Source organism: Micromonospora sp. KC723 (assembly GCF_004348595.1).
GTDB lineage: Bacteria > Actinomycetota > Actinomycetes > Mycobacteriales > Micromonosporaceae > Micromonospora.
Genome location: NZ_SMKD01000002.1, coordinates 109,239 through 133,927, shown reverse-complemented (window position 1 = coordinate 133,927; position 24,689 = coordinate 109,239). Strand labels below are relative to the sequence as shown.

The window sequence follows — 24,689 nt, the reverse complement described above, 5'->3', positions numbered from 1 at the left end:
GTGTAGGAAAATCATTGGTTGGCACGAGAGTTTTGGCTCGCGTACCCGCGCCGCTGTTCACCCGCCACGCGCACTGGACCTGAAAGCGAGCCTTGCCGTGTCGTCAGCTGCCCGCGTTCAGGAGCAGCTGTGCGGCGACCGCCGCCCCGTCGGTGCGGATCGTATCGGCCACGGCGGTTGCTCGGGCCCGGGTCTCGGACGCTAGGGCCGTACCGAGCGCGGCCGACAGGGAGCCAGTCGTCGGCGTCGAACCGTTGTGGGCCGAGCCGATGCCCAGCTCAGCAACCCGGCCGGCAAAGTACGGCTGATCCGCCATCTGAGGTACTACCACCTGCGGTACACCGGCCCGGGCGGCGGTTGTGGTGGTGCCCGCGCCGCCGTGATGCACCACCGCGGCTATGCGGCGGAACAGAACTTGCTGATTCACCTCGCCGACGGCGAAGCAGTCGTCCCGCTCGTCGATCAGGGTCAGATCGGCCCAGCCGCGTCCGACCAGAACACGTCGGCCCTGCGCACGGATCGCCTCGATGGCAACCTGGGCCACGCCGGCCGGAGCGGGCATACTCCCGAAGCCCACGTACACCGGCGGCTGGCCGGCATCCAGGAACGCCACCAGGTCGGGCGGCAGCGGCCGCTCGTCCGGCACTATCCACGCGCCGGTCTGCACCACGTCGAGGTCCGTCGATCCCCGCCACGGCGCCAGGACCGGGTCCGCCGCCAACCACGGACTTCGGGTGATGACGTGATCGCGGACGTTGTCCACCAGTGGCAGGCCGACCGAAACTCGGTGGTTGTTGAGTACCTCACCGAACATTGCGTTGTAGTCCTGGATGCTCAGGTCGTTGAGCACCCGGCTGTCGGTCACCTCCAGTGGCAACGGCCGGCCGGGCAGCGGCTGTGGCCGATGATGCGGCGACGGCAGATAGATCGGACAGTAGGCCGCGAACACGTGCCGAATCCCCAACTGCTCCGCCACTGACTGCGCGCTGGCGGCGACGGGGAACAGGCCGGTGGTCACCACGACGTCGCAGTCTTCGGCCACGGAGGGCAGCTTGGCGAACTGTTCGGCCATCAAGGCAGCCTGTATGCGCGGAATGTCGGCCGCTGATGGTCGCGTCGCACCGTCGAGTAACTGCCGCACCGGCAGGCCCAGCGACACCAGCGGCACATCAACCTCGCTCAGCCGTCCTGCCCAGTCCGGCGGCGCGCACACCCGCACGTCTGCGCCGAGCTTCTGCAAAGCCACCGCCAGTCCCACCAACGGTTCGACGTCCCCACGTCCCCCGTACGTTGACAACAGAACGCGCATTTCGTACCCCCGCTTCGTCGTTTGCTTTCGGTCGACGATTCTGCGGCACGACCCGGGCCTTGCCACAAGCCCCACGGTGCGATATACGTTAAGAAGGCGAGGAAGAGCGTGCTCTCCTCGCTTCTCTCGTGCCCGGATTTCTCGTACGTTGCGGGCGGCAGTTCGCCGGAGCTCTACAGGGATGCGCACGCGTGCACCCGAGCCAGCCGAGTCGACGATTTCGCCGCGTGACCGCTCTCGGCGGTCGGCGCGCACGCTGGTGTACCGTGCCAGAACTCTGTTTCATGCTCTGGGCTGGAGATTTGCCTGGTGGATCAAGCGGCTCGGCGATATCCGTTGATGACACCATCCAGGATGCGGCGTCGCCGGATCGGCTTGTCGATCGCGACGACCGCGCCGGGGTCGTAGTCGGGTGGATGCTGCTCCAGGCTCTGGTGGGGCCGGCGCCGGACGAAGTGGTCCTCGTGGTCGCGCAGCGCGGTGCGGGCGCGCTGTTCGTTGTAGATCTGGACCCGGTCGGTGCACTCGGCCCGGACGCTGCGCACGAAGCGTTCCTTGTGGGCGTTCGCCCGAAGCGTGCGTGGCGGGGTCCTGACCACGTCGATGACTTCGGCGGCGAACACGGCGTCGAACGTCGGCGTGAACTTGGCGTCGCGGTCACGAACCAGGAAGCGGAAGGCGGTGATCCGATCGCCGACATCTATCAGCAGGTTGCGGGCCTGCTGGGTAGTCCAGGCAGCGGTCGGGTGGGCGGTGACGCCGACGATGTGTACCCGCCGGGTCGTGATCTCCATGACGAACAGCACGTACAGGCGTTGCAGCGTGATGGTGTCGAGGTGGACGGAGTCGGTCGCCAGCAGCCCGGACGCCTGGGCTCGCAGGAACGTCCGCCAACTGGTGTCGATCTCACGTGGGGCAGGGTCGACCTTCGATAGGGCGAGGATGCGACGGATGGTGCCGGCGCCGACCCGGTGGCCGAGCCCGACGAGTTCACCTTGAATGCGCCGGTGCCCCCGTCCCGGGTTCTCGCGGGCCAGCCGCAGAACCAGGTCACGGATGTCGTCGCTGATCGGTGGTCGTCTGGGCCGGTACGGGTAGGTCCAGTGCCGACGGACCAGCCGGCGGTGCCAGGCCAGCAGGGTGGCCGGGGTGACGGTCGCGCAAACGATCTACGGCGATTGAGAATCGCTCATTTGTGCAGAACTCCAAGGAAGTCGGTCGCATTGACAGGCCGACCGTAGTCTGACCTACCGCTGCCGCGCCGAGCGGGCCACGCGTTAGATTCTTCGGGCTCCTGAGGGGGGCCGGCAATCGCGAGGGCGTTCGGCACACCAGCGATGTCACCGTTTGTCGGCTCACCATGGCGGAGGATTGCCAACCAACAGGGCGCGCCGTGCGCGCATCTCGTCAAGGACGGACAGCACCATGGTGACGGCTGTCGCTGTCGACAAGCAGCCCACGACGAGGTCGTGCAGGGTGAGGTGCTTGGCGAGACCGCTGGTTCGGCGGCGTTGCGCGAGGTCAACGGGTTCTCCTGGACACTCGCATTGCAGGTCGCGTTACTCCGCGGGGCGGCGGATTGCGGTGCCGTTCGTCGGTAGCCGGGCCGTCAGACGCCACCCCTCCGTGGGTTGCGGCCCGGCGTGGAAGTGACCGCCGAGGGCGTTGACGCGTTCGGAGAGGCCGATCAGGCCGTAGTGGCCGGTCCGGGCGGAGGTGGGCCATGTGGGGCGGATGGTGCCGTTGTTGCGGACTGTGACCTGGAGGTGATTGTCGTCGCAGCGGAGGTCGATGGTGGTCTCGGTGGCGTCGGGGGCGTGCCGGCCCACGTTGGTCAGCGCTTCCTGGACGACCCGGTAGGCGGCGGCCTGGACCTCGGGGGGCAGTGTGTCGGGCACGTTGGGGCCACGGTGCAGTGTGGCGTGGACGCACCGGGACGCGGCGAAGCCGCTGACGAGTTCGCCGATCGCGGCGAGGTTGCCTGCGGCCGGCTGGTCGGTTCCGCTCGTGCGCAGGATTCCCACTGTGCGCCGCATGGCGCCGAGGGCCTCGCCCGCCGCGTGTTCGATGCTTTCCAGCACGGGGTCGAGGCGGTCGGGATCCGTGATGGCCAGCGCGCGGGCCATCTGTGCTTGCACGAGGATGCCGGTGACATGGTGTGCGACGAAGTCGTGCAGGTCTGCGGCTATGGACAGCCGCTCGGTCCGACGGGTGTGCGCGATCGAGTCCTTACGGCGGTGATCGAGGGAGCGCAGGTATCCGCCGAGCGCGGCGCCGCCGCCGACCAGGACGGCGAGTATGGCAGCGCCCGAGTAAGCGAGTCCGGAGTCGCCCGAGTTGCCGATGCCGGCGCGCAGGGGCAGCGCGATGGTGCTGGCGCCGATGACGAACGCGGCCACTGCGGCCGTTGCCGGGCGGCAGTGGCGGATGGCGACGACGAGCAGGAAGATCAGGATCAGCGGCTCTGCGGGCCCGAACGCGGTCGGTGTTCCAGAGGCCAGCACGCCGAGGGTGTAGACGGCGGAGCTGAGCGCCGGGGCGATGGTTCGCAGCGACGTAGTAAGCCACGGTGGCCGTGCGTCGTGCGGCCATAGCAGTACCGCCAGTCCCACGGACAGCACGAGTAGTGGCGGCCAGATCGGGTTGCGGTTGGCGACGACGACGAGCAGATCGATGGTGGCGGCCAAGCAGAGCGCGATGATGACGCTGATCGCCAGGCAGCCACGTCGCCGAGTGCTGGCTGTGGGTGGGTCCGCGATCTGGCTGATCTTCATGGGCTCACGGTAGGTGGCCCGGCTGCCGGCGAGGTCGGCCGAAAGAACGGTTTCTGCGGCGGGCTACCGCCAACGATGGTCTTGCGACGGAGGCGGCGCGCCCGCCGGCTGGTTGATCGTGGACGCATCCCGCCCGATGAACAAACGGAGTAGACATGCGCAAGTTCTTCTTGATAGTGGCGCCGGTGGTGGCCGCCGCGGTGAGTCCGGTCAGGGTCAGCGTGCCCAAGGCCGGAACCGGCGGCGTCGCCTGGAAGTTCGAGGGCTGAGCCATGAGCGAGGCGCTGGCCGGGTACGGCCTTGTCAAGAAGTACGGATCGGCGACGGCCCTGGCCGGCGTTGATGTGGCGGTCCGTGCCCGGGAGTCGTTGGCGATCATGGGGCCGTCGGGATCGGGCAAGTCCACGCTGCTGCATGTGTTGGCCGGTGTGATCCGGCCGGACGAGGGCCGGGTCATGCTGGGCGAGGAGCGGATCGACCGGCTGGGGGAGAACCGGCTCAGCGCGTTGCGTCGCGATCGTTTCGGATTCGTGTTCCAGTCTGGTCAGCTGCTTCCGGAGTTGCCGGCCGAGGAGAACGTCGCCCTGCCGTTGATGCTGTCGGGCTCACGCCGGCGGGAAGCGGTGATCCGGGCGCGCCGCTGGTTCGGTCCGCTTGGCCTGGATGGGCTGGAGAGGCGCAGGCCGGGGCAGTTGTCCGGTGGGCAGGCGCAGCGGGTGGCGATCGCCCGTGCCCTGGTCGTCGAGCCGGACGTGGTGTTCGCCGACGAGCCGACCGGCGCGCTGGACCAAGCCACCGGCGAGGAGGTGATCCGGTTGCTCACCACCGTGACCGGGTCGCTCGGGGCCGCGTTGGTGATGGTCACCCATGATGCCGGTGTCGCAGCCCACTGTGACCGTATCGTGCAGGTGCGCGACGGACTCATCGCCGGCCGGCGGCAATCTGCCGTGGCGCCGACCCGGAACGGAGCGGCGTCGTGAACAGCATCGCCTTGACCTGGAAACTGGCCCGAACAGGCGGCCGCCGTGGCTGGCAGGGCCAACTGCTGGCTGCCGCCGCCGCCGCGATCAGCGTGCTGATCCTGCTACTTCTGCTCGCCGTCTATCTCGGCGCCGGCACCCGTGGCGACCACGCCGCGTGGCGCACCCCCAGCCCGGATCCGCGCGGCACCGCCGTGCAGGCGCTGTCCACCACGTTCGTGCGCGGCACCCCGGTCACCGTGGTCCAACTGGCGCAGTTGCCTGACCGCCCGGCCACCGCGCCGCCGCCGGGGCTGACAGACTTCTCCCAGCCGGGCGAGGTCTACCTCTCCCCGGCGCTGGCCGCGCTGATCAGGGAACTCCCCGCTGGGCAACTCGCCGGCCGTTTCCCCCGCCCGGCGTCGTACCACACGATCGGCCGGGCCGGACTGGCCTCGCCCGACGAACTTATCGCGGTGATCGGCCGCACCCCCGCCGACCCCGCGATCAGCTCCCTACCGGAGTCCGACGCCGGGCTAGGTCTGACCGCCCGGGCGGTTGTCTCCGGCTTCGCCCGGACGGCGGCCAATCCGGGGTCGCTCTTCGCCTTCGACCAGACAGGGGCGCTGATGGCGGTCGGCCTGCTGGTCGTTCCCGTGCTGGTGCTCGCCGCGGCGTCCGGCCGGCTCGGTGCCGCCCGGCGGGAACAGCGGCTCGCCGGGCTCCGGCTGGCCGGCGCGACGCCGCGGCAGATCCTTGCCATGACCGGCGCCGAGGCCTTCGCGGTCGGCGCCGCCGGGGCGATGGCCGGCGCCGCGGCGTACGGCCTGCTGCTGCCGTTGGTGGCCCGGGTTCCGTACGGCGTCGGCGCTTGGTATCCCGGCGACCTCTGGGTCGGCCCGGCCTACCTGATCGCGATGATCGTCCTGATTGCCGGGGTGATCGCGGTCAGCGCCATGTCGGCGCTACGGCGGGTAGCGATGGCCCCGCTCGGAGTCGCACGGCAGGCCGATCCGCAGCGGACCCGGACCGCGCGGCTCGTTGTGTTCCTCGTGGCGGCAGGGTACATAGGGGTGCGGGCGAGCCAAGGCAACCTAGGCATCGGCGGAACGCTGACCCTGATGCTGCTGTGCTACGGCGCGTATCTGACGCTCGGCCCCTGGGTCGTCGACCGGCTCGGTCGGATCATCGGCCGTTTCGCCCGGCGTCCGGCCATGCTGCTGGCCGCCCGCCGGCTCAGCGACGACCCGCGGGGCGCCTGGCGTACCGTCAGTGGCCTGGTCCTGGCCGGGTTCGTGGCCGGCTTCTGCAGCGTCGCTCAGCTCGGCGCCATCGGTGCGAGCTACCCCGGCCAGGTCGCCGTGCAGGTCACCCCTGCTGAGGGCGGGCAGACCGTTGAAGATCTGGCCGCGCAGGCCCGGGACCGGCTCCGGGCGGCCGGCCTGATCGCGACCGTCCAGGCCGATCCCGACGACTCCCTGCTCTGGGACAGCGGGATCGTCGCCCAGATCACCGGTGGCCCGGCCGAGATCGATACGGCGCTGACGGTGCTGACCGGGCTTGTTCCGGGCGTGGCGCCCTACACCCAGGATCTGGGCAACGCCGACATCACCATGACGGTCCGCCAGCTCGGCCAGGTCGGGTTCGCCGCGCTGCTGCTGGGCTTCCTGACCGCGGCGACCTCAGCCGGGCTCACCGCTGCCGCCACGGTGCTCGACCGCCGCCGCACGTACCGGCTGTTGCGCCTGGCCGGCACCCCGCTCGCCCTGCTGAACCGGGCCCGGACCTGGGAAACCGCCGTTCCGCTTGTGATACTCGCCGGCGGCACCACCGCGCTCGGCGTCTTCGCGGCCACGCGGTTGAACAGCATGGTCGGCACGGGACAGAGTACGAACGCCGGCAGGCTCGCCGCGTGCGTGCTGGTCGGCGCGGTGGCGATGTTCGCCGCGATCGGCGCCAGCAGACCGCTGCTGCGCGCGGTCACCGCGGACCCCGTCCGTGCCGACGACTGATGACAGCGCTTGGTCCAGGACTGGCGGGGCGCCATGGCGCGCGATGATGTGATCATGGCAGCCCCGCCCATCCGCGTCCTGATCGCCGACGACCAGGACGTGATCCGCTCCGCGTTCCACTTCTTCCTGGACGCCCAGCCCGACATCAGCGTCGTTGCCCAGGCGACGGACGGCGAGCAGGCCGTCACCCTCGCCCGGCAGCTTCGCCCGGACGTCTGCCTCCTCGACATCCGCATGCCCAAACTGGACGGCCTCGCCGCCACTCGGCTACTCGCCGGACCCGACGTCGTACGGCCCCTGCGCGTCGTCGTGGTTACCACCTTCGACCTCGACGAATACGTCTACACCGCCCTGCGCAACGGTGCTTGCGGCTTCCTGCTCAAGGACGCCGGCCCCACACTGCTCGCCGAGGCCGTCCGCGCCGCCGCTGCCGGAGACTCACTCGTCTCACCATCGATCACCGTCCGGCTGCTCAAACACCTGGCCTCCGGGCCCGTCCCCGGCGCTCGCGCGGACAAACCACCCGAACCACCCGCCGCGCCGGGCCGACAACCCCTGACGGAACGGGAACTCGACGTTGTCCGCCTTACCGCGCTCGGCCGTACGAACGCCGAGATCGCCGCGAGCCTCTACCTCTCCGTTTCCACCGTCAAAACGCATCTCGCCAGCGTCCAGGGCAAGCTCGACGCCCGGAACCGCGTCGAAATCGCCGCCTGGGCCTGGCAACACGGCCACGCCGAACCCACCCCATCGTGAACCCGATCCACGCGGTACGGCGATAGATATCAACAGCGACCGTGCACGGTGCCGAAACGTCGGCCGCCATACTCAACGCCGCAAGCCGCGGGACTCTGCACGGCCACGCTCGTCGACTCACCGGGCGTCGGTAGCCAGCAGCTCCCTACCGGGCACATCGTTGATGCCACCGGAGCAGGCGCTGCCCGTGGTGGCTGACCGGATACACCGCCTGCTCGACGACGCCGGCATCGCGCGTGACCGGGCGCTCGGCGCGGGCTTGGCCACGTACGGCCCACAGGACCGGCAGGCTCGGCTCGTACAACAAGGCGGCCTGTACGGCGAGAACCACGGCTGGTCGCTGCCCGGCTTTCCGGATGCGAACTGGCAGATCAGCACGCTGCCGGCCACCCAGCCCGCCGGCGTGACCTGGTACCGCACCAACGTCGAACTGGATCTGCGGGCGGACCAAGACACCTCGGTCGGTCTGCGGATCACCGGCGACCCGGCGCGCCGCTTCCGCGCGACGATCTTCGTCAACGGCTGGAACGTCGGCCAGTACATCAACCACCGCGGACCGCAGAACACGTTCGTGGTGCCCAACGGCATCCTCAAGCCGCGCGGCGACAACAGCATCGCGATCGCGGTGTGGAACGAGAGCGCGTCGGCATCCAGGTCCACGTGCGACCCTCGCCGGCAGGTTTCAAGCCGGGGTCCCCAACGAGCCGATGCCGGCGGCATCACTTCCCCCGGCCTGGGTGGGTCGTCGGGGTTAACGCTGGGGCGGACGTACAGCCGAGCCGTGGGCGACATCGTGGGGTGGCCTTGACGCTGACAGCGACCCGCTGGCAGGAGCTCAACGATTTCCACTCATGCGGAAGCTCAGGTCACAGAAACGTCCAGTTACGGATGTCTCGGTGAACCTCGGTGGTTATCCGCACACCGTAGTTCAAGTTCAGGTTGGGGTCGGGATAGTTGCCGTTGATGGCCGTGACGCATGGGCCACAGCCGGGCACGGCCGGCACGTAGACCGGTGAACCGTTCTGACCAAAGAAAGTGTCGTTGTCGTAGGAGAGCCGCTGCGCGGTGGAGGGACCGACGACACCATCGGCTGCCCACTGCAACCAGGGCGTGGACTGCTTGTCATTGGGGAAGCCCTGGGTCCGCACCGCGGTGCCGGCGAAGATGTAGTTCGTCGAGTATCCATAGGCGCCCGTCAGCTGCCCGAGGGGCTGCCCCGACGGCCGGCAGTCGACCTTGACGGCGCCGTAGTCGTACTCGGGAACGGGCGGACCACCCCAACGCGCCGCCTTGTAGAGGACCCTGGCCGGGCAGATGATCGCATTCGGGCCGCCGACGTGGACGTGATAGTTGCTGTGCCAGATTCCGGTCTCCGCACCGTAGACGCAGTGGCCAGCCGTGATGATGGTGGTGCTGCGATCATGGTGGCCGGACACCCAGCCGGTGCAGCGGCCCGCCTTCCACTGACCGCCGTGATCGTAGTACGAGAAGGTGAGAAGGACGGTCGCGGTAGCGGGATAGGCCGCCGGATCGACCGGGTAACGGCCATCGGTGCCGATGATGGCCTGGGTGCCGATGTGCTCGGTCAGCGACACGGCGGCGGCCGGAGCCTGCGCCACGGTCAGGCCGGTGATCGTGGCGAGCACGGCCGCGAGCACCCGCCGTACGGTGAATCTGGAAACCATGTCGATCAACCTGACCAAACATCGAATAACAGATCACTACTTAGACTGATGTAGATGAGTGTGATGCCGACGGCGATGGTAGGCAAGGGGGTGGACGAGGTGGACGGCGGAGCGCGACACCCCGAATGATCAGCAACTTCACTGCGACGTGGTCATCGAGTATCCGCCACGACGAGAGCCTCCGAGATCCTCCTCGTGCAGAGGCTGCGGTATGCCTCTGACAAGAAGACCGGACAGGACGTCGCCGCAGGTTCGAGTGGCGGTAGCGTCGCCGACAGGAGCGTGGACTGGGACCGGCTGACACCGACGCTGCGTGCCGGCGGCTGGATCTGCCCCATTCGTGGGCCCGGATCCACCTCGCTGGGGGCGGGTCTGTGCTGATCTGTCCGTACTGTGGCCGGGTTGCCGGCCAGGTTCGCCTGGGCGCGGCGTGAGCTGCTTGAGCCGTCGGCTCGGGCGGGCGGCGGGCCGCGTCGGACGGGTGCCCGACGCGGCCCGGAGATTGGTGCCGGCCGACTCTGGGCGTCAGCACGCCAGGGTGGAGATCGGTACGCCCGTCAGGCCGTCACCCCGGACGAAGCCGGTGACGCCGGTGCTGTTGTTCCTGACGTAGTACCAGCCCCACCCGTCGTCACCCACCGCGCCGCACCGCAGGGTCGCGCTTTGGCCCGCGTAGCCTAGGCCCAGCACGGTGCAGGTCGTCGACGGGCCGCTGCGCAGGCGGATGCCGGCGCCCGAGAAGCCGACGCTGTACGGCTCGTAGGCGCCGGGCAGCCAGCCGCAGCGCGGTGCCATCGCGGGGCCGGTGTCGGCTCGGTCGCCAGCGGAGATCCGTGGTGCCGGGGCGGTACCATCCGTGTTGCCGCCCGGGCCTGGGGCGGTCGCGATCTGCGGGGCGGACTGCGCGGTCGCCGGGCTGGCGGCCAGGACCGGCCCGGCCAGCAGCGGTAGGCTGAGGGCCACGGTGAACGCCGCCCGGCGTGCGACTGCGGTGAGTTTCATCTGCTACTCCCTGTCTCGTGGTCGTCCCCGCCCATGTGGCACTGCCCGTAGCAGCGGGAACGGCGGCGAAATATCGAACTACTTGATCCTATGGGCGCACCCGGTCCAGTCGGTTGTCGTGGCGTGCTGTTTACCGCTCGGTGTCCGATTGCCCTGTGCCGTCGGGCCGAGTGGAAGAGTTCGGGTCGAGATGAGGTCACCCTCGGCGGGGGTGACGGGCAGTGCGGACGCGTCGACGTGTTTGTCGGGGTGTTGGTAAGAACCGCGACACCAGGGGCCAAATGCTGATCTTCGCGTGCCGCCTGGGGTGGTCGGTGGTCGTTGAGCTGGTGTCCCGTTAGGGCTTGTCCATAGTTCGCGGGCGCGCTGACCGGCCGTATCCGCAACGTCCTCGCCGCTGACCGCACGCCGCGCGCGTACAGCGACTGCCGGCCCAAGCTACGCGCTGACGAACTGCCCGACGGGGTGGTCTTTTCGACGGGTAGAGGCCGGGGATCGGTGTGCTTGTCCGGGCGGCACCTGGTGAACGGGGGCCTGGCCGCCGCTCGTGCCCGCGGCAACGACTCGGCCGGCCGCCGGCCATGACCCCGGACAAGGTCGCGTACGCGCTGTAGTTGCTCGCCGAGCCGAACCGCACGATGACCTCGATCGCCAAGCTCCTCGGCGTCACTCGCAGCACCCTGTACAGCGCGCCGCCTGGCCTTGTTCCGGCCCACCGCGAGGACCGGTCGGCCCTATAGGACCAGCCGCGCTGGGATGTGGCCGGCGGCGTACTCCTCGCTCGGGCGCATGTCGACGGCGATGACTTCGCCGACGGCGAGGCGGCGTTGCAGCTCGTCGCGGTAGACGGTCTCGGTGCCCTCGACGCCGAGGTAGGCGTTGTGGGCGGCGGTCGCCTGCGCGTTGCGGGCGCCGGCAACGTCGCGTAGCGCCACGTATAGAGCGGCCACGTCGTGCCCGGCGAGGCGGTAGTAAATCTTGGTGCCGTCGTGGCGGGTCGCCATGAGTCCGGCCTGGCGCAGCATCTGCAGGTGCGCCGGGCAGGTGGTCAACCCGAGCCCGGCTGCGGCGTGCCAGGTACTCGGCCCTTGCGCTCGCCTTGGACCGCGAGCCTCGCACCGACCGCCCGGTGGAGGACCCCCAAACGGAACACCAGCGCGAACGCCGCTCAGCCCAATCGCACCGCCGAGCAAGATCAACAATTGGCGGCTGTTGACACGTTTATTGCCACCCCGAGCGGGGCGACGCGGGCGGCCTATCCGGCCGGCGTCTCACCGGTACGCCGCACGGCGTTCCCCTGCGGTTTGAGGGTTGCCTGCCTATCGGTCCTGCACACCCGCCCCGGGTGGATGAAAAGTCTCCGGTATCGGTTCAACGGAATGCTGGATACATGACTTTCGAGAATGTCCATGAGCGCCGCCGCTGGTATGGGTTGATACTGCTGTGCGCGGCGCAGTTCATCGTCGTGCTGGACGGCTCGGTGATCAACGTGGCGATGCCGACGATCGGCCAGGCGTTCGGCGCTGACCAGCAGGCCCTGACCTGGGTGGTCAGTGCCTACGTGCTGGCCTTCGGCGGCTTCTTGCTGTTGGGCGGCCGGCTGGCCGATTTGCTCGGCCGGCGCCGCATGTTCGTCGTCGGGCTGGTTCTGTTCGGCGTCGCCTCGCTGGTGGGCGGCTTCGCCGGCTCCATCGAGGTATTGATCGCGACCCGGGTCGCGCAAGGTCTCGGTGCGGCGATCCTGTCCCCGGCGGCGATGTCGATCATCTCGGTCACTTTCCACGATGGCATCGAGCGCAACAAGGCGTACGCGGCCTGGGGTGCGGTTGGCGGTGCCGGCGGCGCGGCCGGTGTCGTCCTGGGCGGGGTTCTGACCCAGTACGCCGGGTGGCAGTGGGTGCTCTGGATCAATGTGCCGATCGTCGCCTGCTGCCTGCTGCTCGTGGTGCCGCTACTTGCCGAGAGGCGGACGGACATCTCGGACCGGGTCTTCGACTTCGCCGGGGCGACCACCGTCACCGCCGCGCTCACGTTGCTGGTCTACACGCTGATCGAGGCTCCCGCCTGGGGCTGGGGATCGATCCGGACGATCGGCTCGGGGGCCGGCGTGGTGGTGCTGTTCGCCGCGTTCGTGATCGTCGAGCGGCGTTCGCGAGAGCCGCTGGTCGACCTCACGATCTTCCGGATACGGTCGCTCACCGGAGCCAACCTGGCCGGCGCCGTCGCCGGGGGCCTGGTAGTGCCGATGTTCTTCTTCCTGTCGCTCTACCTGCAGAACGTGCTGCGCTACGACGCGATCACCACGGGCCTTTGCCTGGTGCCGATGTGTGTGGTGACCTTTGGCATCTCGCTCACGCTCGGCTCAACGTTGGTGACGAAGTGGGGCTACCAGCCTGTGCTGGCCACCGGTATGGCACTGCTCGGCGTGGGTCTGGCCTGGTTCGGCCGGGCCGCATCGGACGGCAGCTTCGCCGTCGACGTCCTCGCTCCGGGATTGGTGGCCGGGGCGGGCCTCGGACTGGTGTTCACGCCGTTGTTCGTCGCCGCGGCGACCGGGGTCGACTGGCGCCGGGCCGGTTTGGCCAGTGGACTGATCAACACCAGCCAGCAGATCGGCGGCGCCCTCGGTCTGGCCGTGCTGTCCAGCGTGACCTTCGCCCGACTCGAAGAGGGCAACGTCGCGACCGCGGAGACACTCACCGACGGATACACCGCCGCCTTCGACGGCGCGGCGGTCGTTGCGGGCATCGGCCTCCTGGTGACCGTCACCGTGATCCGGGCCCGGGACAGCAGGGCACACGTGGAGCTGACCCGCCGATCCAGGACCACCATTCCAACCCCAGCCACAAAACCCAGAGAACCCGTCAGCTGACCGCTGAGCTGATCCGGTGGCCGGGATCGTCGCGACCCGGCCGCCGGACCAGAGCCCTCAATCCAGGACTGGTGCTCCGGCACCTGTTCGACCAACGCCCGCAATCACCCGAAGACCGTCCGAGCAAGATCAGCGGGTAAGAACTGTGCCCCGCGTCCCTCGGGCTCGAGGGTGTCAGCGGCAGAGCGTTGCGGTGCTCATCAGCGGGGGAGGCGGCCCACTACCCGCACATCACCCTGCGCGTGGTGAAGGGTAGCCCTGCGGTACCCACCATGTAGTGGATGGCGACGCCCGGTCGGAAGCCTGCCGGGCGCTATTCGTGGGAAACGCCCGAGCGCACAGCCGGACGACGTGTCCTCACGGACATGAACCGGGAACGGCTGCTCACCTACGGCCTCAGACCCAGGTGGGCTCGTCTGGCGGCAATCGGACCCGACGTTCTCTATGCAGTTCGGTGACTCGGCATCACTTTCCGCAGGAGCGAAGAAGCGCCCATGGCCTGCTGTCCCTGAGCGCACTCACATGCCGCGAACCGCTCGCCATGGAGCGTGATGAGGTGGTTGTTGTCGGATGTCGAACGTGCCGAAGCCGGCGGACTCGTCCCGTACTTCGCCGACAGAGCGGCCCGCCGACGCAACGCCGCGTACCTGTTCTACCTGGTCAACCGAATGCGCCGGCCTCGGCGTTGATCAGCCACACGCTGATTGGCGTGCGCGGGCCAGCCGCCCAATGCCGGCGGCCAGCGAGCGCGGGGCCGTCCGACCTGGCAGCGATGCATGGAAGCCTGAGGTTCCTGTCATCGCGTATCAGGAGGCCGTGCGGCTGTTCTGTAGCTATCTGGTCGATCCGGCGTACGGGTCGGCCGATGAGTGCCAGCAGCGATTCGGTACGAACTGCCGTAACCTTGCTCGTTGAGGCCGGATCGCTTCGGGGTTGATTGGGCCTGGTCGGTCGCCGGCGACCACCTTGCGTGGGCCGACGTTTCGGCATTGGTCACGATCAGGTCGGCGGGCGTGACGTTGAGGATGTCGCACGATGCGGCGAGCACGGGCAGGGACAACCGCTCCGGCACCCCGGTCACGAGACGGTGGAACCTACGAGGCTGACAAGGTGATGCCACGTTCGGCCAGCAGTGCGACGAGGTCGGTCGTGGCGAACAGCACCCCGATTGTGCACCGGCCACCGGTCCCGCCGTGCCAACGCGGCCGACAACGCCCCGGAGCGCCGGCCACCGCGAGCAGGTCGCGGTGGCCGAGGCCGTGATTGTCCGTGTGGGTCGCCGGGACGGTTTCGACGCGGTGTCCGCTCAGTACGCGCTGGCGTGCCCCCGTGCCTGGGTGGGATCAGTAGAAGCGCGTGATCAGCGCCCGGTCGTCGCTGTTCGGGTACTTGCTGACGCCGGATGCGCCGTACGCGTACAGGCAGCTCGACTTCGACGTGTTGTGGCCCAGTCCCAGCACATGGCCGAGCTCGTGGCAGGACGTCTCCCACCGGACGGTCTCGTTGTCGTGGTAGTGATCGTTGAGGTAGACCGAGACGTGGGTGTGGTAGGTCCGGGCGGCGTTGAGGTGGCGCACGGTCTCGCCCATCCAGCCGCTCGCGCCATAGTTGGCGCTGACCACCTCCACGCAGTGAGCGCTGCTGGCGCAGCCGGCGCTCGGCGCGCGGTAGATGGAGTCGATGCCGGAGGTCTTGTTCCACTCGGTGACCGCGCGGCCGACCGGCCACTTGGCGCTGGAGCGGTCGAGGAAGTGGATGACCGGCCGGGGGTTACCGTCCTTGGCCCACTTCACGAAGCAGGTAGCCGAGCTGGCCCAGGTGCGCGCGGTGCCCTGTTTGCACGCGGCGGCCTGTGCGGTGATGTCGTCGTCCTCCCGGATCACGACGTTGGGTACGCCGCTTGCGGTCAGCAGTTCGGCCAGTTCGGCCGGCGTGACGCCAGGCGCCGGCCGGAAGAGCCTCTCGACGACGGTGCCGTCGGCGTTCTCTGTGATCGACAGGACGTCCGCGTGCGCCCCTCCGGCGCCGTCGTCGGCGCTTGCCGGCGTGGCGGCGCCGAGAGCCATGGCCAGGGCAGTCAGGGTGGCCAGGCCGAATGGGAGTAGCCGCCGTTTGGGAGTGTTCACGTTACCTCATCCGACTTGTTGATCAAGGACGTGGGCAATGGTGGCAGTCCACAGTGGTCGGTGTCGAGCGTTTGTGAACATCGGCATGACAGGCAACCTCGCACGCGATTCTGACGTCGTCAGCTTCCGTGTCGCGTGAATCGTCTACAAGGGTTTGTTTTCAGGCGCTCTGCGTAGGACGGCACTCAGGGTGGTGCGATATTGCGGCTCTGTAACGGCCTCGTGCATGGTTGCGGACCTTTGAGTATCGATGGTCGTTGTCCCTGTCATGGTTGGTGCTCCGAAGCTCCGGACCGCTGCAGCAGACCTCAGTCGCCCTCGTACGTGCTCGACCACCCGGACGCGCAGGGCCTCACCGAGTGGGAGCGCGACGCGTTCGGCAGCGGAGCAACCTGCGATAGACGGGCGCGCCGGGACCGCTCGTAAGGCGGCGCGGGCGGCCGGAGGGAACGTTCCCGCCCCCTCAAGCCGCCCGCGGCGATCGATCGGTCAGCTCGCCGTGACCAGCCTCCAGCGCTGGTCATCGGTGCCGCTGTCGTTCCACTGCACAACGGAGGCCCCGGCCGCGGTGGACATGTCCTTGACCCCGAGCACCAGCCCGCTGTTCTTGTTGACCAGCTTGACGTGGCCGCCGTCGACGTCGACCACCTGCCACAGGTGGTCCGCCGTCAGGTTGTCGCCCCACTGCAGAGCGGTCGCGCCGGCGGTGGTGGAGGCTCCGCTGATGCCCAGGACGAGACCGCTGTTGCGGTTGAAGATCTTGTAGTAACCGCCTTCGGCCGGCACCAACTGCCACTGGTGGTTCAGGCTGCTGTCGGCCGCCTGCTGGGTGACCGTCCCACCGAAGCTGGGGGACGCGCCGGTGATGCCCAGTTCCAGGTTGCTGTTCTTGTTGACGATCTTCACCGGTGCCTGCACCGGGTACCAGGACTCCAGTTCGGTCACGCCCACGTACTTGCCGGCCTGCGGGGTGAACACGACCCGCAACTGCGAGGTGGTCACCGTCGAGAACTTCACCTCGTTCGGCTCGTTCGCCACCGGGGTGGTCGGCGTCTTGACCTGGTTCGGTACCGACTGCCACGTGCCGCCCGACAGGTACTGCACGTCGAAGCTGGCCGGGACGCGGACGTTCTGCCCGTCGTCGTACGTGTAGATCTTCACCTCGTTGACCGGGCGCTGGTACCCGAAATCCACGCCGAGGTGATCCGTGCTGTTCGGCGAGCCGGCGTTGGTCCACCAGTCGTCGGCGTCCGGTCGTACCGGATGTAGCCGTTGGTGGCCTTCAGCGGTGCGTCGAACGCCTCCACACGGCGCGGGTTGTTGGAACTGCGGCAGCGCTTGCCGTTGGACGCGGTGTTGGTGTACGAGGCGAACGCCCTCGGGAACTTCTGCGTGTAGGTGCGGTTGTCCCAGCCCTTGAACCACGCCTGGTCGGCGTTCCAGGCGTTGGCCGCCACGTTCTCCAGCTTCGGCGTCGCCGCCGGGGTCACCGGGTCCGCCACCGTGATGGTGGTGTTGCCCAGGCTCGCCGACTGGTGGATGCGCGTGCCGTCCTGGAAGACCTGCAACCCTGCGCCGTTGTTGTAGCGGGTGCCGTCCCGGTCCCACACGATGGTGTACGTGTGGCCGTGGTACGGCAGGTTCTGCAGTGCGAAGTAGTTCCAGCTGTCCGGCACCAGCGGCTTGAGCACCAGGTTGTTGTTCGCCTGCGGCTTGATACCCAGCAGCCCACTGAGCACCAGATCGACGAAGCTGGAGTGGTTGTAGTGCTCGCTGAAGTTCACGGCCAGCTCGGCCCGTTCCAGTGGCAGCAGTTCGTGTCGTCGAAGTTCTGCGTCGCCGGGTACGCCTGGTAGTCGAAGTAGGGGTTCGCGGTGATTCGGTCGAGTTCCGCGAACCCGGTGGTGCCCTTCATGAACTTGAGCGTGTTGGCGCCGGCCTTCATCGGCACCTGGATCGTCACGACCTGCGAGTTGGAGAACGAGCCCCACGCGCCGGTCGCCGGGTAGCTCACCGTCATGGGCGTGGTGGCTCCGTTGACGAACAGGTTGTGCGTCGAGGTGGCACCGGTGGCGTTGGCGTAGTAGATGTTCACCGGGTACGTTCCCGCGCCCGGAGCGTTCACCGTCAACGTCACGTGGCTGTCGGAGAAGTCGATCTGTCCGACGTACTGGCCGTTCGAGGCGCTCGACGCGGTGCGGATGTTCGCCCGGTTGACGGTGGCCTGCTCCGCCTCGAAGTCGTGCGCCCGCTCCAGCGTGTAGGGGCCGAACGCCCCGGCGAAACGCTGCGGGTCGGTCAGTTGCTTCCAGGCCACCGAGTACTCCGGGTCCGGCAGCCCGAACGCCCAGGGGACGAAGCCCATCGCCTCCCGCCACGTGGTGCGGGTCACGCGGCTAGACGAAATCCATAGGGCACCCCCCAGCTTTCAAGCGCCGCCTGTCCAAGGTCGTCTACCGAGCAGCTTGCCGATATCACCCGCCTGCCAACCCTCACCCCCAGAGCTGTCTGACATAGGAGCAAGGGGACATGCCCACGGGCGACGCGGCTGCGTTGCAGGACGAGCCTGGGGAAAGCCGGTCCAGCCCTCTGGTGTGCCGTTCGGCCGACTCGCTTGCCCGAAACCGCTACGGCCGCTCGCCTGGCTGAACAGACCGGACGGCGCGGTTCGCCGAACGCCCTTGCCGGTGGCTTGGTCACGGTCGAGGAGCCGGGATGTCGAAATTTCGGTTCACGGTTGCCTACTGGCCATTGCCATGCCGACCGACACCCCTATACATCGAGGTACCGCTATCTCCGATGCTCGGGAGGCACCCGTGACCCGTACCCTGCGCTGGACCGCCACCCTGCTGGCCGCTGTCACCGCCGTCACCACCGTCACCGCCGCTCCCGCCCACGCCGAGAGCTACTCCGCCGACCTGCACACGGCGGTGGCAGACCTGCCCGTCGCCGCCGAGGTCCGTACCGGCTACAACCGAGACCTCTTCCCCCACTGGAAAGACGCCGACGGCGACGGCTGCAACACCCGCTACGAAGTCCTCATCACCGAAGCCACCACCACACCGACCATCGGCTCCGGCTGCACACTCACCGACGGGCGCTGGTACTCCTACTACGACAACACCTCCTGGACCCAGCCCGCAGACCTCGACATCGACCACCTGGTCCCCCTCGCCGAAGCCTGGGACTCCGGCGCCCGCACCTGGACCACCAGCCGCCGCCAGTCCTACGCCAACGACCTCGGCGACAACCGCCCCCTGGTCGCCGTCACCGACAACGTCAACCAAGCCAAGGGAGACCAGGACCCCGCCACCTGGATGCCCTCCTACATCCCCGCCCACTGCCGCTACATCACCGAATGGGTCGCGGTGAAGATCCGCTGGCGCCTCACCGTCGACACCACCGAGAAGAACACCCTCACCAGCTTGGCCAACTCCTGCGCCAACGTCACCATCACCGTCGTCCGCGCCTTCTGACAGTCCCCCTCTGGCACGCTGGCCGGCAGCCCAAAGCGCACGGAGACGGGCCGAGAAAGGAACAGGCTGAGACCGGTCCCCGCGCTGCATCGGCGCGGGGACCGGTCGTCGGTGGCCTGCGGCCGAAGCTGCTCCGCCTGCGCGTAGCCGTGACCAGCAGCCCAGCGGCGCCGACCTGCTCAGGTTCGCCGTCGACCCACCGCACCCGCCACCTCCCGGCGATGAGCTGTGGATAACTATGGTGGGCGTGGACAACGCCCTGATCATGGCCGGATGTGCTAGCAACCTCACTGCCGGCGTTCAGGTCCGAGTGCGGAGAAAGGTACGGCTGCAGCTGCACACCGCCCCGAGTGCGGTCTACGTCCGGTGAATCGCCGCCTGACAGCCGGCATGGCGGGCGCAGGACGGTCAGCTCGCGAGATGGAGCCGGGCCCATGCCGCGATGCGTTCGGTGACCCAGCCGTCTATCGGCCGGGTGAGCTGACTCCGGTACCGCCACAGTCCCGGCGGCCCGGAGTCGCGGCGTAGCAGGTGGGTGAGGTCGGTCGGCACTTCGCCGTCGAACGGACCGGTCACGAGCCGGCCGATGCGCGTCACGTCGGCCGGGTGGACCTGGATGTCCTTGCTGCCGGTGATCGCCAGCACCGGCCGGTCGATGGTGGCCAGGTCCGGGCCCGGGTCGTGGGCCATGTACTCGCGCAGCCATCGGTCGGTGAGGCGCGAGCGTGGCATCCGGTCGTGCCAGTCGGCGGTGGACCGGCGGACCCGGTCGCGTTCGCGGGCCTGTCGGCGCGCGAGTACCGGGCCCAACGGCCGCAGCACCCGTGGCAGGGTGCTCGTGATTCGGTCGCTCTGCCAGGCCATCACGCGTTCGCCAGGCTGCGCGGCACCCGCGAGCAGCACATACCCGGCGGGAGGTGGAGCGGCCCGTACGAGGTTGGCCGCCACCACAGCTCCAGTCGAGTGCCCGACGACGAAGACCCGCTCCGGATCCACGGCGGGGTGGGCACGCAGCGCGGCGAGGGCGGCTGCGGCGTCGCCGCACTCGTCGTGGAAGCCGGTGTTCAGGTAGTCACCGCCCGAGGCGCCCACGCCCCGCTTGTCGTAGCGCAGCAAGGCACAGCCGTGGTCGGCCAGTGCCACCGCGAGCGCCCGGCCCAGTCCCAGAGCCATCCCGGGCATAGCGGAGTCGCGGTCGATTGGCCCGGAGCCGTTGATGAGCAGCGCGGACGGGTGGCGGCCGTCCCTGTCGGGCCGGGTGAAGGTGCCGGTCAACAGGGCGCCCGCAGCCGGGATCTGGACGATCTGCTCTCGCAACGATCCACCCTTCGTTCTCACTTCTGATAATCATTGGAACCTAAGCTAACATTCGCGATTGTGATAATCAACGCCGAGCCGGCACGACCAGCCGCTGGAATCGTGGAGACCGTGCTGCATCCGGTACGGCTGCGCATCGTGCATGCGCTCATGGACCGCGAGCTGACCGCACGCCAGCTCAGCGCCGAACTCAGCGACATCCCGCTGGCGTCGCTCTACCGGCACATCGGGCGCCTGATGGACGCGGGCGTGCTGCGGGTGACACGCGAGGAGCGGGTACGCGGCGGCACGCAGCGCACGTACACGGCGGTGGATTCCGCGGTCACCCTCGGCCCCCGCGACTTCGACGCCGCCACCCCCGCCGACCACCAGCGCTACTTCGCGGCGTTCGTCGGCGCGCTGGTCGCCGGATTCGAGCAGTACCTGCGGACCACCGGCGCCGCCCCCACCCGCGATGGTGTCGTTTACCAGCAGGTCCCGATCTGGGTCACCCCCGCCGAGTCGCGCGAGCTCGCCGTCGCGATCACCGACCTGCTGAGCGCCGCGCGGACGCGAACGGGTGGCCGGCGGCGCCGGACGACGTTCGCCATGGTCCTGCACCCCGACCCAGCCATGTAGCGGGCATCCGGTCATGCCGCCGACCGTGCGCCCCAGCGCCGGGGTGCATCACGCACTGTAGGTGCTTCGCGGGCCGCCAACACCCGGACATGCCAATGAGCGGACCTCTGGCCGGGCCGGCTCGGACGACGTCCACGGCCTGCGTTCCGCCATGGCAACGGCGTAAGGTCGGGCCATGATCGAATCCCAACGCGAAGCCGTGCCGCGTAACGACGGTGGCGAGCTCGACATCGCCCTCGCCTTCTTGTCCTTCGCTCGATCATGCGTGCTGAAGAAGGTCGCCGGGCTGAACGAGGAACAGCTGCGGCGCCGCTTGGTCGTCTCCGACACCACACTGCTGGGCCTGGTCCAGCACCTGGCCGACGCCGAAAGGTGTTGGTTCGGCTACACGCTCGCTGGCGACCCGCGCTACGCCGACGTCGACTTCGACATGGTGGTCGCGCCGGACCGGTCTCCGGACCAGATCATCGCAGGCTACCGGGCTGCGATCGCCGACAGCGACGCCCACATCATCGCGGCCGCTGGCCCGGACGTTCTCACCGCGCAGCCGGTCGGCGACGCACCTCGTACGCTTCGCTGGGTGCTCGCCCACATGACGAGCGAGACTGTCCGGCATGCCGGTCACGCCGACATCCTGCGCGAGCTTGTCGACGGTGCCACCGGCCGGTAACAGGTCGGGACTCGGGGTTCTCGCGCTGTCCGGTGCTACGCGGGCCTGTGGAGCGCTCGAAGGCCACCGGCTTGAAGGTTCAGCCAGGTGACGGCGAGGGACGCACGGATCTGCCGCCGACCAGGCATCTCAGTACGTGGCCAAGCATGGCAGAACCCTGCGCCCGGTTGTGGCCACGGTCGCAGGTCAATGAAACAAGTAGCCGATGAGAAGGCGTCACAGTACGTGACCGAGGACGGCAGAGCCCAGCGCGCGATCGTGTCGATGACAGTGCGCGGGACAAGAACGCGTCGGAACCCTCCGTGATGCCCGACCCGTCCGTGGTCATATTGCACATTACTTGCAATAATGCTGGTGATGATTGACGAAACCGACACCTCGACGCTCCTGGATACCCCAAGAACGTCTCCGACGCTTACCCACAGTGCCCAGATCGCCCTGCCTGAACTGGTCATGGCATGGGGTCGTGGCTGGGCCGTCTCCCGTGGTGTGCCCGTTCCCGTTACAGTCCCGGGTGGCTTCCGAGCCGATGTGGGCAGACGCGGGCATCGAGTCCGGTACGTGCTTCACACCTGGGACACCGACCTGCTTGAGGCCCTCGACCGGCAGGTCACCGCACCTGGAACCTGGATCAAGGTCAGTGGATGCGCTACCGATCTGCGTAGTGCTCTGTCCACAGACTGGACCATGGAAAGCAGCGGCTACCTGATGACCGCCCAGTTCACGGTAGGTGCTGACGAGCCCCCGAGTCCGTACGAGACCAGCGTTACGACGGACGGCGAGGTCGTCGTTGCGACAGTCGTCGACGCTACCGGAACCGCGGCTGCCTCCGGGCGCCTGGCACCTGCCGGCGAGTGCGGCGTCATCGACCAGGTGGAAACCTCGCCGGCGCACCGGCGCCGGGGACTCGGCACCACCGTCATGCGGGCGCTGAGCGACCATGCCGCGCGCAGCGGAGTGGCTACCGGCATCCTCGTCGCCACCGAAGACGGACGCCGCCTGTACCGCGCCCTCGGCTGGACCGTGCAATCCGAGATCGCGGTGGCATACGTCCAGGAAGACTGACATGACAGGCACCCGAGCCAGAGGCGCGTCACCGGAAGGCGTACCGGCACAGGGACGCCGCTCCGCCAGTCGACGCGCTCTCATGCCGCTTCTAGGGCTCTCGTTGACGAGCGGAGACGTCACACTTCGCACGAGTTACCAGCTCGCCAGATTCGTGATGTCGGGACGGCACGGCGAATCGTCATGGATTCTGGCATGCGAAGTATTGGCTCGTACGGGTGGTGGCCCCTGCCTACCAGGTGCTAGGGCTGATGCGGCGAAGCGGTGAAACCTTGACGTGCCGCGAAATCCTGATCTGCCGCAACCAGCTCGTCACCTGGCGTTACGGTCGGCCTCGGCTCGACAGTCGCAGTCCATGAACACGTGATTGATCAGCCCATCCAGCAGAACTAGTCGATCAGGTGCCCCGTGACGCCTCAGATGTGCCGGGCCGTGGCACCAGGACCACCACCGCAGTCTCGGACGACCGCCGCGCGGCGTAGCCATCCAGGTTCTTGTCGATCTCACGCCAACGGGCCCACAGCCGCGACCGTTCGTCGCCCGTCGCAGCATGAGCGCGCACCGGTCGCGTCCCGTCGACCAGGTCAACGGTCGCGTCCGGGTGCGCCTGCAGATTGAGCCACCAGGCCGGCTCGGGCTCCCCCCACCCGTTCATGGCCAGCGAGACCAGATTCGCGCCGTCCTCGAAGTACCCGAGGATCACGCTGCGCTGCTGGCCGGTGCGACGCCCGACGGTGGTCAGGCGCAGCATCCCGTACCGGCTGCCGCGCGGACGCGACAGTCCGACCCGGCCGCCGGAACGCCGCAACACGCCCCGATGAGCCGACCAGAACAGCCGAATGAACCAACGGGGCGGCAACCACGGCTTCTTGGCAGGGCGTAGGTCTGACTCGGTCACCCCTCCATCGTATTGCCCGCTGTCACGCACGAACGGCAGCCAGCGGCGGGCCGCTAGCGCCGAACCGCCTGCTGACAGCCGGCCCGCCCACAAGATCAAGCAGCGATCAACGTCCGCTCATGCCGCGAATCACTCGTCACTGAAGGTGACGTCGGAGCCGGGACTGGCGGGCGGTCGGGCCGATGAGCGGATGTCCTCAGCGGGGCGTTGGTGTCTGCTCGCCATCTTCGCTGGCGGGCTGGGTGTCTCTGTCTGCTCGACGTCCCACGGGACCGAACGGGATGATCGGGTCAGGGCATCGTGCAGGGTGGGCGGGTGTTCACCAACGGCCGGTCTGTTCGGTCGTAGCGAGGTGGCGAGGAGGGCGGTGTCGCCGGTGCTGGCGAACGCGTCGAGCGCGGCGTCGGCGAACTTGATGGTGTGCGGTCCGGCGGAGTCCACCGCGTGCCGCATGACCTCGGCGGGATCCACATCGGGTGCGGCCGGCGGAGCGGGGCGTCCGGTCGCCGGAGCGTACGCGGCGGTGACCGCTGCCGTGGCGGCCCAGGTGGCGGCGAGGCTGGCCGCCCAGAGCGTCCCGGGCAGGGCGGGCAGGGTGCGCAGGATGGCGTTCGGCGCGGTGGCGGCGTGCACCAGCATGACCGGATTGGCGTACCCGTGGGTGCCGTGCCGGACAACCGCCGCGTGCACGATGCCGGCCAGGCGGGCCAGCACGGCGTCCTCATCCGCGGCAATCTCCCCGGCGTGTTCTCCGCCGCGCGAGACCGCGCCGGCCACAGCTGGCCAGCCGGGTAGGTCGGCGAGTTGGGCGAGGCGGGCCCGGATGCCGAAGCGCTGCTCAGGTACGCGCGGCACCGCGTCGAGCGCGGTTCGTGGATCGGTGGCCAGGTACGGCCCGGTGCCGGGCGACGCGAGGGGCTGCCAGCGGGCTGCCCAGTAGGCCAGCCCGTGGCCGAGTTCGATGACGCGCGGTGCGGTTTCCTGGTCCAGCAGTGCGCGCACCGCGTGGCCGACCCGGATCACGCCGTGGGTGGCGCCGGCGGCGATGCCGGGCAGCAGTCGGGGCCACCATCGGGCAAGCACCTGCCGCCAGGGCTCATCGGCCACCTCGCGGGCGAAGTAGTCGAGCCAGTGCCGTCGCGCTGGCGGC

21 protein-coding genes and 2 pseudogenes are annotated in these 24,689 nt (G+C 68.8%); 9 read left to right on the top strand and 14 right to left on the bottom strand.

What is annotated here, in order from left to right; genetic code table 11:
- Nucleotides 1–103: 103 nt before the first annotated feature.
- The 3 genes from E1165_RS01500 to E1165_RS01490 all read right to left on the bottom strand — a co-directional run bounded on the left by E1165_RS01500 (nt 104) and on the right by E1165_RS01490 (nt 4,083).
- Nucleotides 104–1,246: a glycosyltransferase gene (locus E1165_RS01500; RefSeq protein ID WP_243704533.1), complete on the bottom strand. Its 1,143-nt coding sequence runs from the start codon at nt 1,244–1,246 to the stop codon at nt 104–106.
- Nucleotides 1,247–1,623: 377 nt separating this feature from the next.
- Nucleotides 1,624–2,103, bottom strand: coding sequence for an integrase core domain-containing protein (locus tag E1165_RS29410; RefSeq protein WP_207916427.1), 480 nt, complete (start codon nt 2,101–2,103; stop codon nt 1,624–1,626).
- Between the two features lie 765 nt (nt 2,104–2,868).
- Nucleotides 2,869–4,083 carry a sensor histidine kinase gene (locus tag E1165_RS01490; protein WP_132386868.1) on the bottom strand — a complete coding sequence of 405 codons (1,215 nt, stop codon included), beginning with the start codon at nt 4,081–4,083 and terminating at the stop codon, nt 2,869–2,871.
- A gap of 272 nt (nt 4,084–4,355) precedes the next feature.
- Between E1165_RS01490 and E1165_RS01485 the strand changes: the two genes are divergently transcribed.
- The 4 genes from E1165_RS01485 (at nt 4,356) to E1165_RS01470 (ending at nt 8,618) form a co-directional block, all read left to right on the top strand.
- Entirely contained in the window at nt 4,356–5,063 is a 708-nt protein-coding gene (locus E1165_RS01485; RefSeq protein ID WP_132386866.1) for an ABC transporter ATP-binding protein, read from the top strand.
- Nucleotides 5,060–7,054 (top strand): ABC transporter permease, encoded by a 1,995-nt coding sequence (locus E1165_RS01480; protein WP_132386864.1) that lies wholly within the window; start codon nt 5,060–5,062, stop codon nt 7,052–7,054. Before E1165_RS01485 ends, E1165_RS01480 begins: the two co-directional genes overlap by 4 nt.
- A 54-nt stretch (nt 7,055–7,108) precedes the next feature.
- Complete coding sequence (locus tag E1165_RS01475) at nt 7,109–7,810, top strand: response regulator transcription factor (protein ID WP_132386862.1); 702 nt, start codon at nt 7,109–7,111, stop codon at nt 7,808–7,810.
- 163 nt (nt 7,811–7,973) lie between these two features.
- Complete coding sequence (locus E1165_RS01470; protein ID WP_132386860.1) at nt 7,974–8,618, top strand: beta galactosidase jelly roll domain-containing protein; 645 nt, start codon at nt 7,974–7,976, stop codon at nt 8,616–8,618.
- 58 nt (nt 8,619–8,676) lie between these two features.
- Here E1165_RS01470 and E1165_RS01465 read toward each other — a convergent pair whose 3' ends face one another.
- The 3 genes from E1165_RS01465 to E1165_RS01455 form a co-directional block, all read right to left on the bottom strand.
- Nucleotides 8,677–9,495, bottom strand: coding sequence for a hypothetical protein (locus E1165_RS01465; protein WP_132386852.1), 819 nt, complete (start codon nt 9,493–9,495; stop codon nt 8,677–8,679).
- Nucleotides 9,496–10,020: 525 nt separating this feature from the next.
- A complete protein-coding gene (locus E1165_RS01460; RefSeq protein ID WP_132386850.1) occupies nt 10,021–10,497 on the bottom strand; it encodes an SH3 domain-containing protein in 477 nt (158 codons plus the stop codon).
- A gap of 734 nt (nt 10,498–11,231) precedes the next feature.
- Nucleotides 11,232–11,501: a hypothetical protein gene (locus E1165_RS01455; RefSeq protein WP_132386848.1), complete on the bottom strand. Its 270-nt coding sequence runs from the start codon at nt 11,499–11,501 to the stop codon at nt 11,232–11,234.
- A 341-nt stretch (nt 11,502–11,842) separates the two neighbouring features.
- Between E1165_RS01455 and E1165_RS01450 the strand changes: the two genes are divergently transcribed.
- Entirely contained in the window at nt 11,843–13,369 is a 1,527-nt protein-coding gene (locus E1165_RS01450; RefSeq protein WP_207916424.1) for an MFS transporter, read from the top strand.
- Between the two features lie 833 nt (nt 13,370–14,202).
- Here the strand turns inward: E1165_RS01450 and E1165_RS01440 are convergent.
- The 5 genes and pseudogenes from E1165_RS01440 to E1165_RS29400 all read right to left on the bottom strand — a co-directional run bounded on the left by E1165_RS01440 (nt 14,203) and on the right by E1165_RS29400 (nt 17,887).
- Nucleotides 14,203–14,538: pseudogene (locus tag E1165_RS01440) on the bottom strand (helix-turn-helix domain-containing protein).
- A 174-nt stretch (nt 14,539–14,712) separates the two neighbouring features.
- The gene (locus tag E1165_RS01435; protein ID WP_132386844.1) at nt 14,713–15,495 is read right to left on the bottom strand and encodes a matrixin family metalloprotease; all 783 of its coding nucleotides are present in this window, start codon (nt 15,493–15,495) and stop codon (nt 14,713–14,715) included.
- 489 nt (nt 15,496–15,984) lie between these two features.
- Nucleotides 15,985–16,689 carry an RICIN domain-containing protein gene (locus E1165_RS29405; protein WP_243704532.1) on the bottom strand — a complete coding sequence of 235 codons (705 nt, stop codon included), beginning with the start codon at nt 16,687–16,689 and terminating at the stop codon, nt 15,985–15,987.
- The gene (locus E1165_RS29665; RefSeq protein WP_243704531.1) at nt 16,653–17,279 is read right to left on the bottom strand and encodes a glycosyl hydrolase family 65 protein; all 627 of its coding nucleotides are present in this window, start codon (nt 17,277–17,279) and stop codon (nt 16,653–16,655) included. The genes E1165_RS29405 and E1165_RS29665 overlap by 37 nt, the downstream gene beginning before the upstream one ends.
- The gene (locus E1165_RS29400) at nt 17,276–17,887 is read right to left on the bottom strand and encodes a CBM35 domain-containing protein (RefSeq protein WP_207916418.1); all 612 of its coding nucleotides are present in this window, start codon (nt 17,885–17,887) and stop codon (nt 17,276–17,278) included. The genes E1165_RS29665 and E1165_RS29400 overlap by 4 nt, the downstream gene beginning before the upstream one ends.
- A 424-nt stretch (nt 17,888–18,311) precedes the next feature.
- On the opposite strand from E1165_RS29400, the gene E1165_RS01425 reads away from it, so the two are divergent.
- On the top strand, nt 18,312–18,971 hold the full coding sequence (locus E1165_RS01425) for an HNH endonuclease family protein (RefSeq protein WP_132386842.1): 660 nt from the start codon (nt 18,312–18,314) through the stop codon (nt 18,969–18,971).
- 408 nt (nt 18,972–19,379) lie between these two features.
- Here the strand turns inward: E1165_RS01425 and E1165_RS01420 are convergent, their stop codons facing one another.
- Nucleotides 19,380–20,288, bottom strand: coding sequence for a S9 family peptidase (locus tag E1165_RS01420; RefSeq protein WP_132386840.1), 909 nt, complete (start codon nt 20,286–20,288; stop codon nt 19,380–19,382).
- 102 nt (nt 20,289–20,390) lie between these two features.
- On the opposite strand from E1165_RS01420, the gene E1165_RS01415 reads away from it, so the two are divergent.
- From E1165_RS01415 to E1165_RS01405, 3 genes are all read left to right on the top strand, one after another.
- Nucleotides 20,391–20,906: a helix-turn-helix domain-containing protein gene (locus E1165_RS01415; protein WP_165945096.1), complete on the top strand. Its 516-nt coding sequence runs from the start codon at nt 20,391–20,393 to the stop codon at nt 20,904–20,906.
- A 175-nt stretch (nt 20,907–21,081) separates the two neighbouring features.
- Nucleotides 21,082–21,576, top strand: a complete 495-nt coding sequence (locus E1165_RS01410) for a DinB family protein (protein WP_132386836.1) — start codon at nt 21,082–21,084, stop codon at nt 21,574–21,576.
- Between the two features lie 561 nt (nt 21,577–22,137).
- Nucleotides 22,138–22,641 carry a GNAT family N-acetyltransferase gene (locus E1165_RS01405; RefSeq protein WP_165945095.1) on the top strand — a complete coding sequence of 168 codons (504 nt, stop codon included), beginning with the start codon at nt 22,138–22,140 and terminating at the stop codon, nt 22,639–22,641.
- 397 nt (nt 22,642–23,038) lie between these two features.
- On the opposite strand, the gene E1165_RS01400 is transcribed toward E1165_RS01405, so the two are convergent.
- Both E1165_RS01400 and E1165_RS01395 read right to left on the bottom strand, forming a co-directional pair.
- A complete protein-coding gene (locus tag E1165_RS01400) occupies nt 23,039–23,452 on the bottom strand; it encodes a nitroreductase/quinone reductase family protein (RefSeq protein WP_256370629.1) in 414 nt (137 codons plus the stop codon).
- 429 nt (nt 23,453–23,881) lie between these two features.
- A pseudogene (locus tag E1165_RS01395) lies at nt 23,882–24,679 on the bottom strand (hypothetical protein); the annotation flags it as partial.
- Between the last annotated feature and the right edge of the window lie 10 nt (nt 24,680–24,689).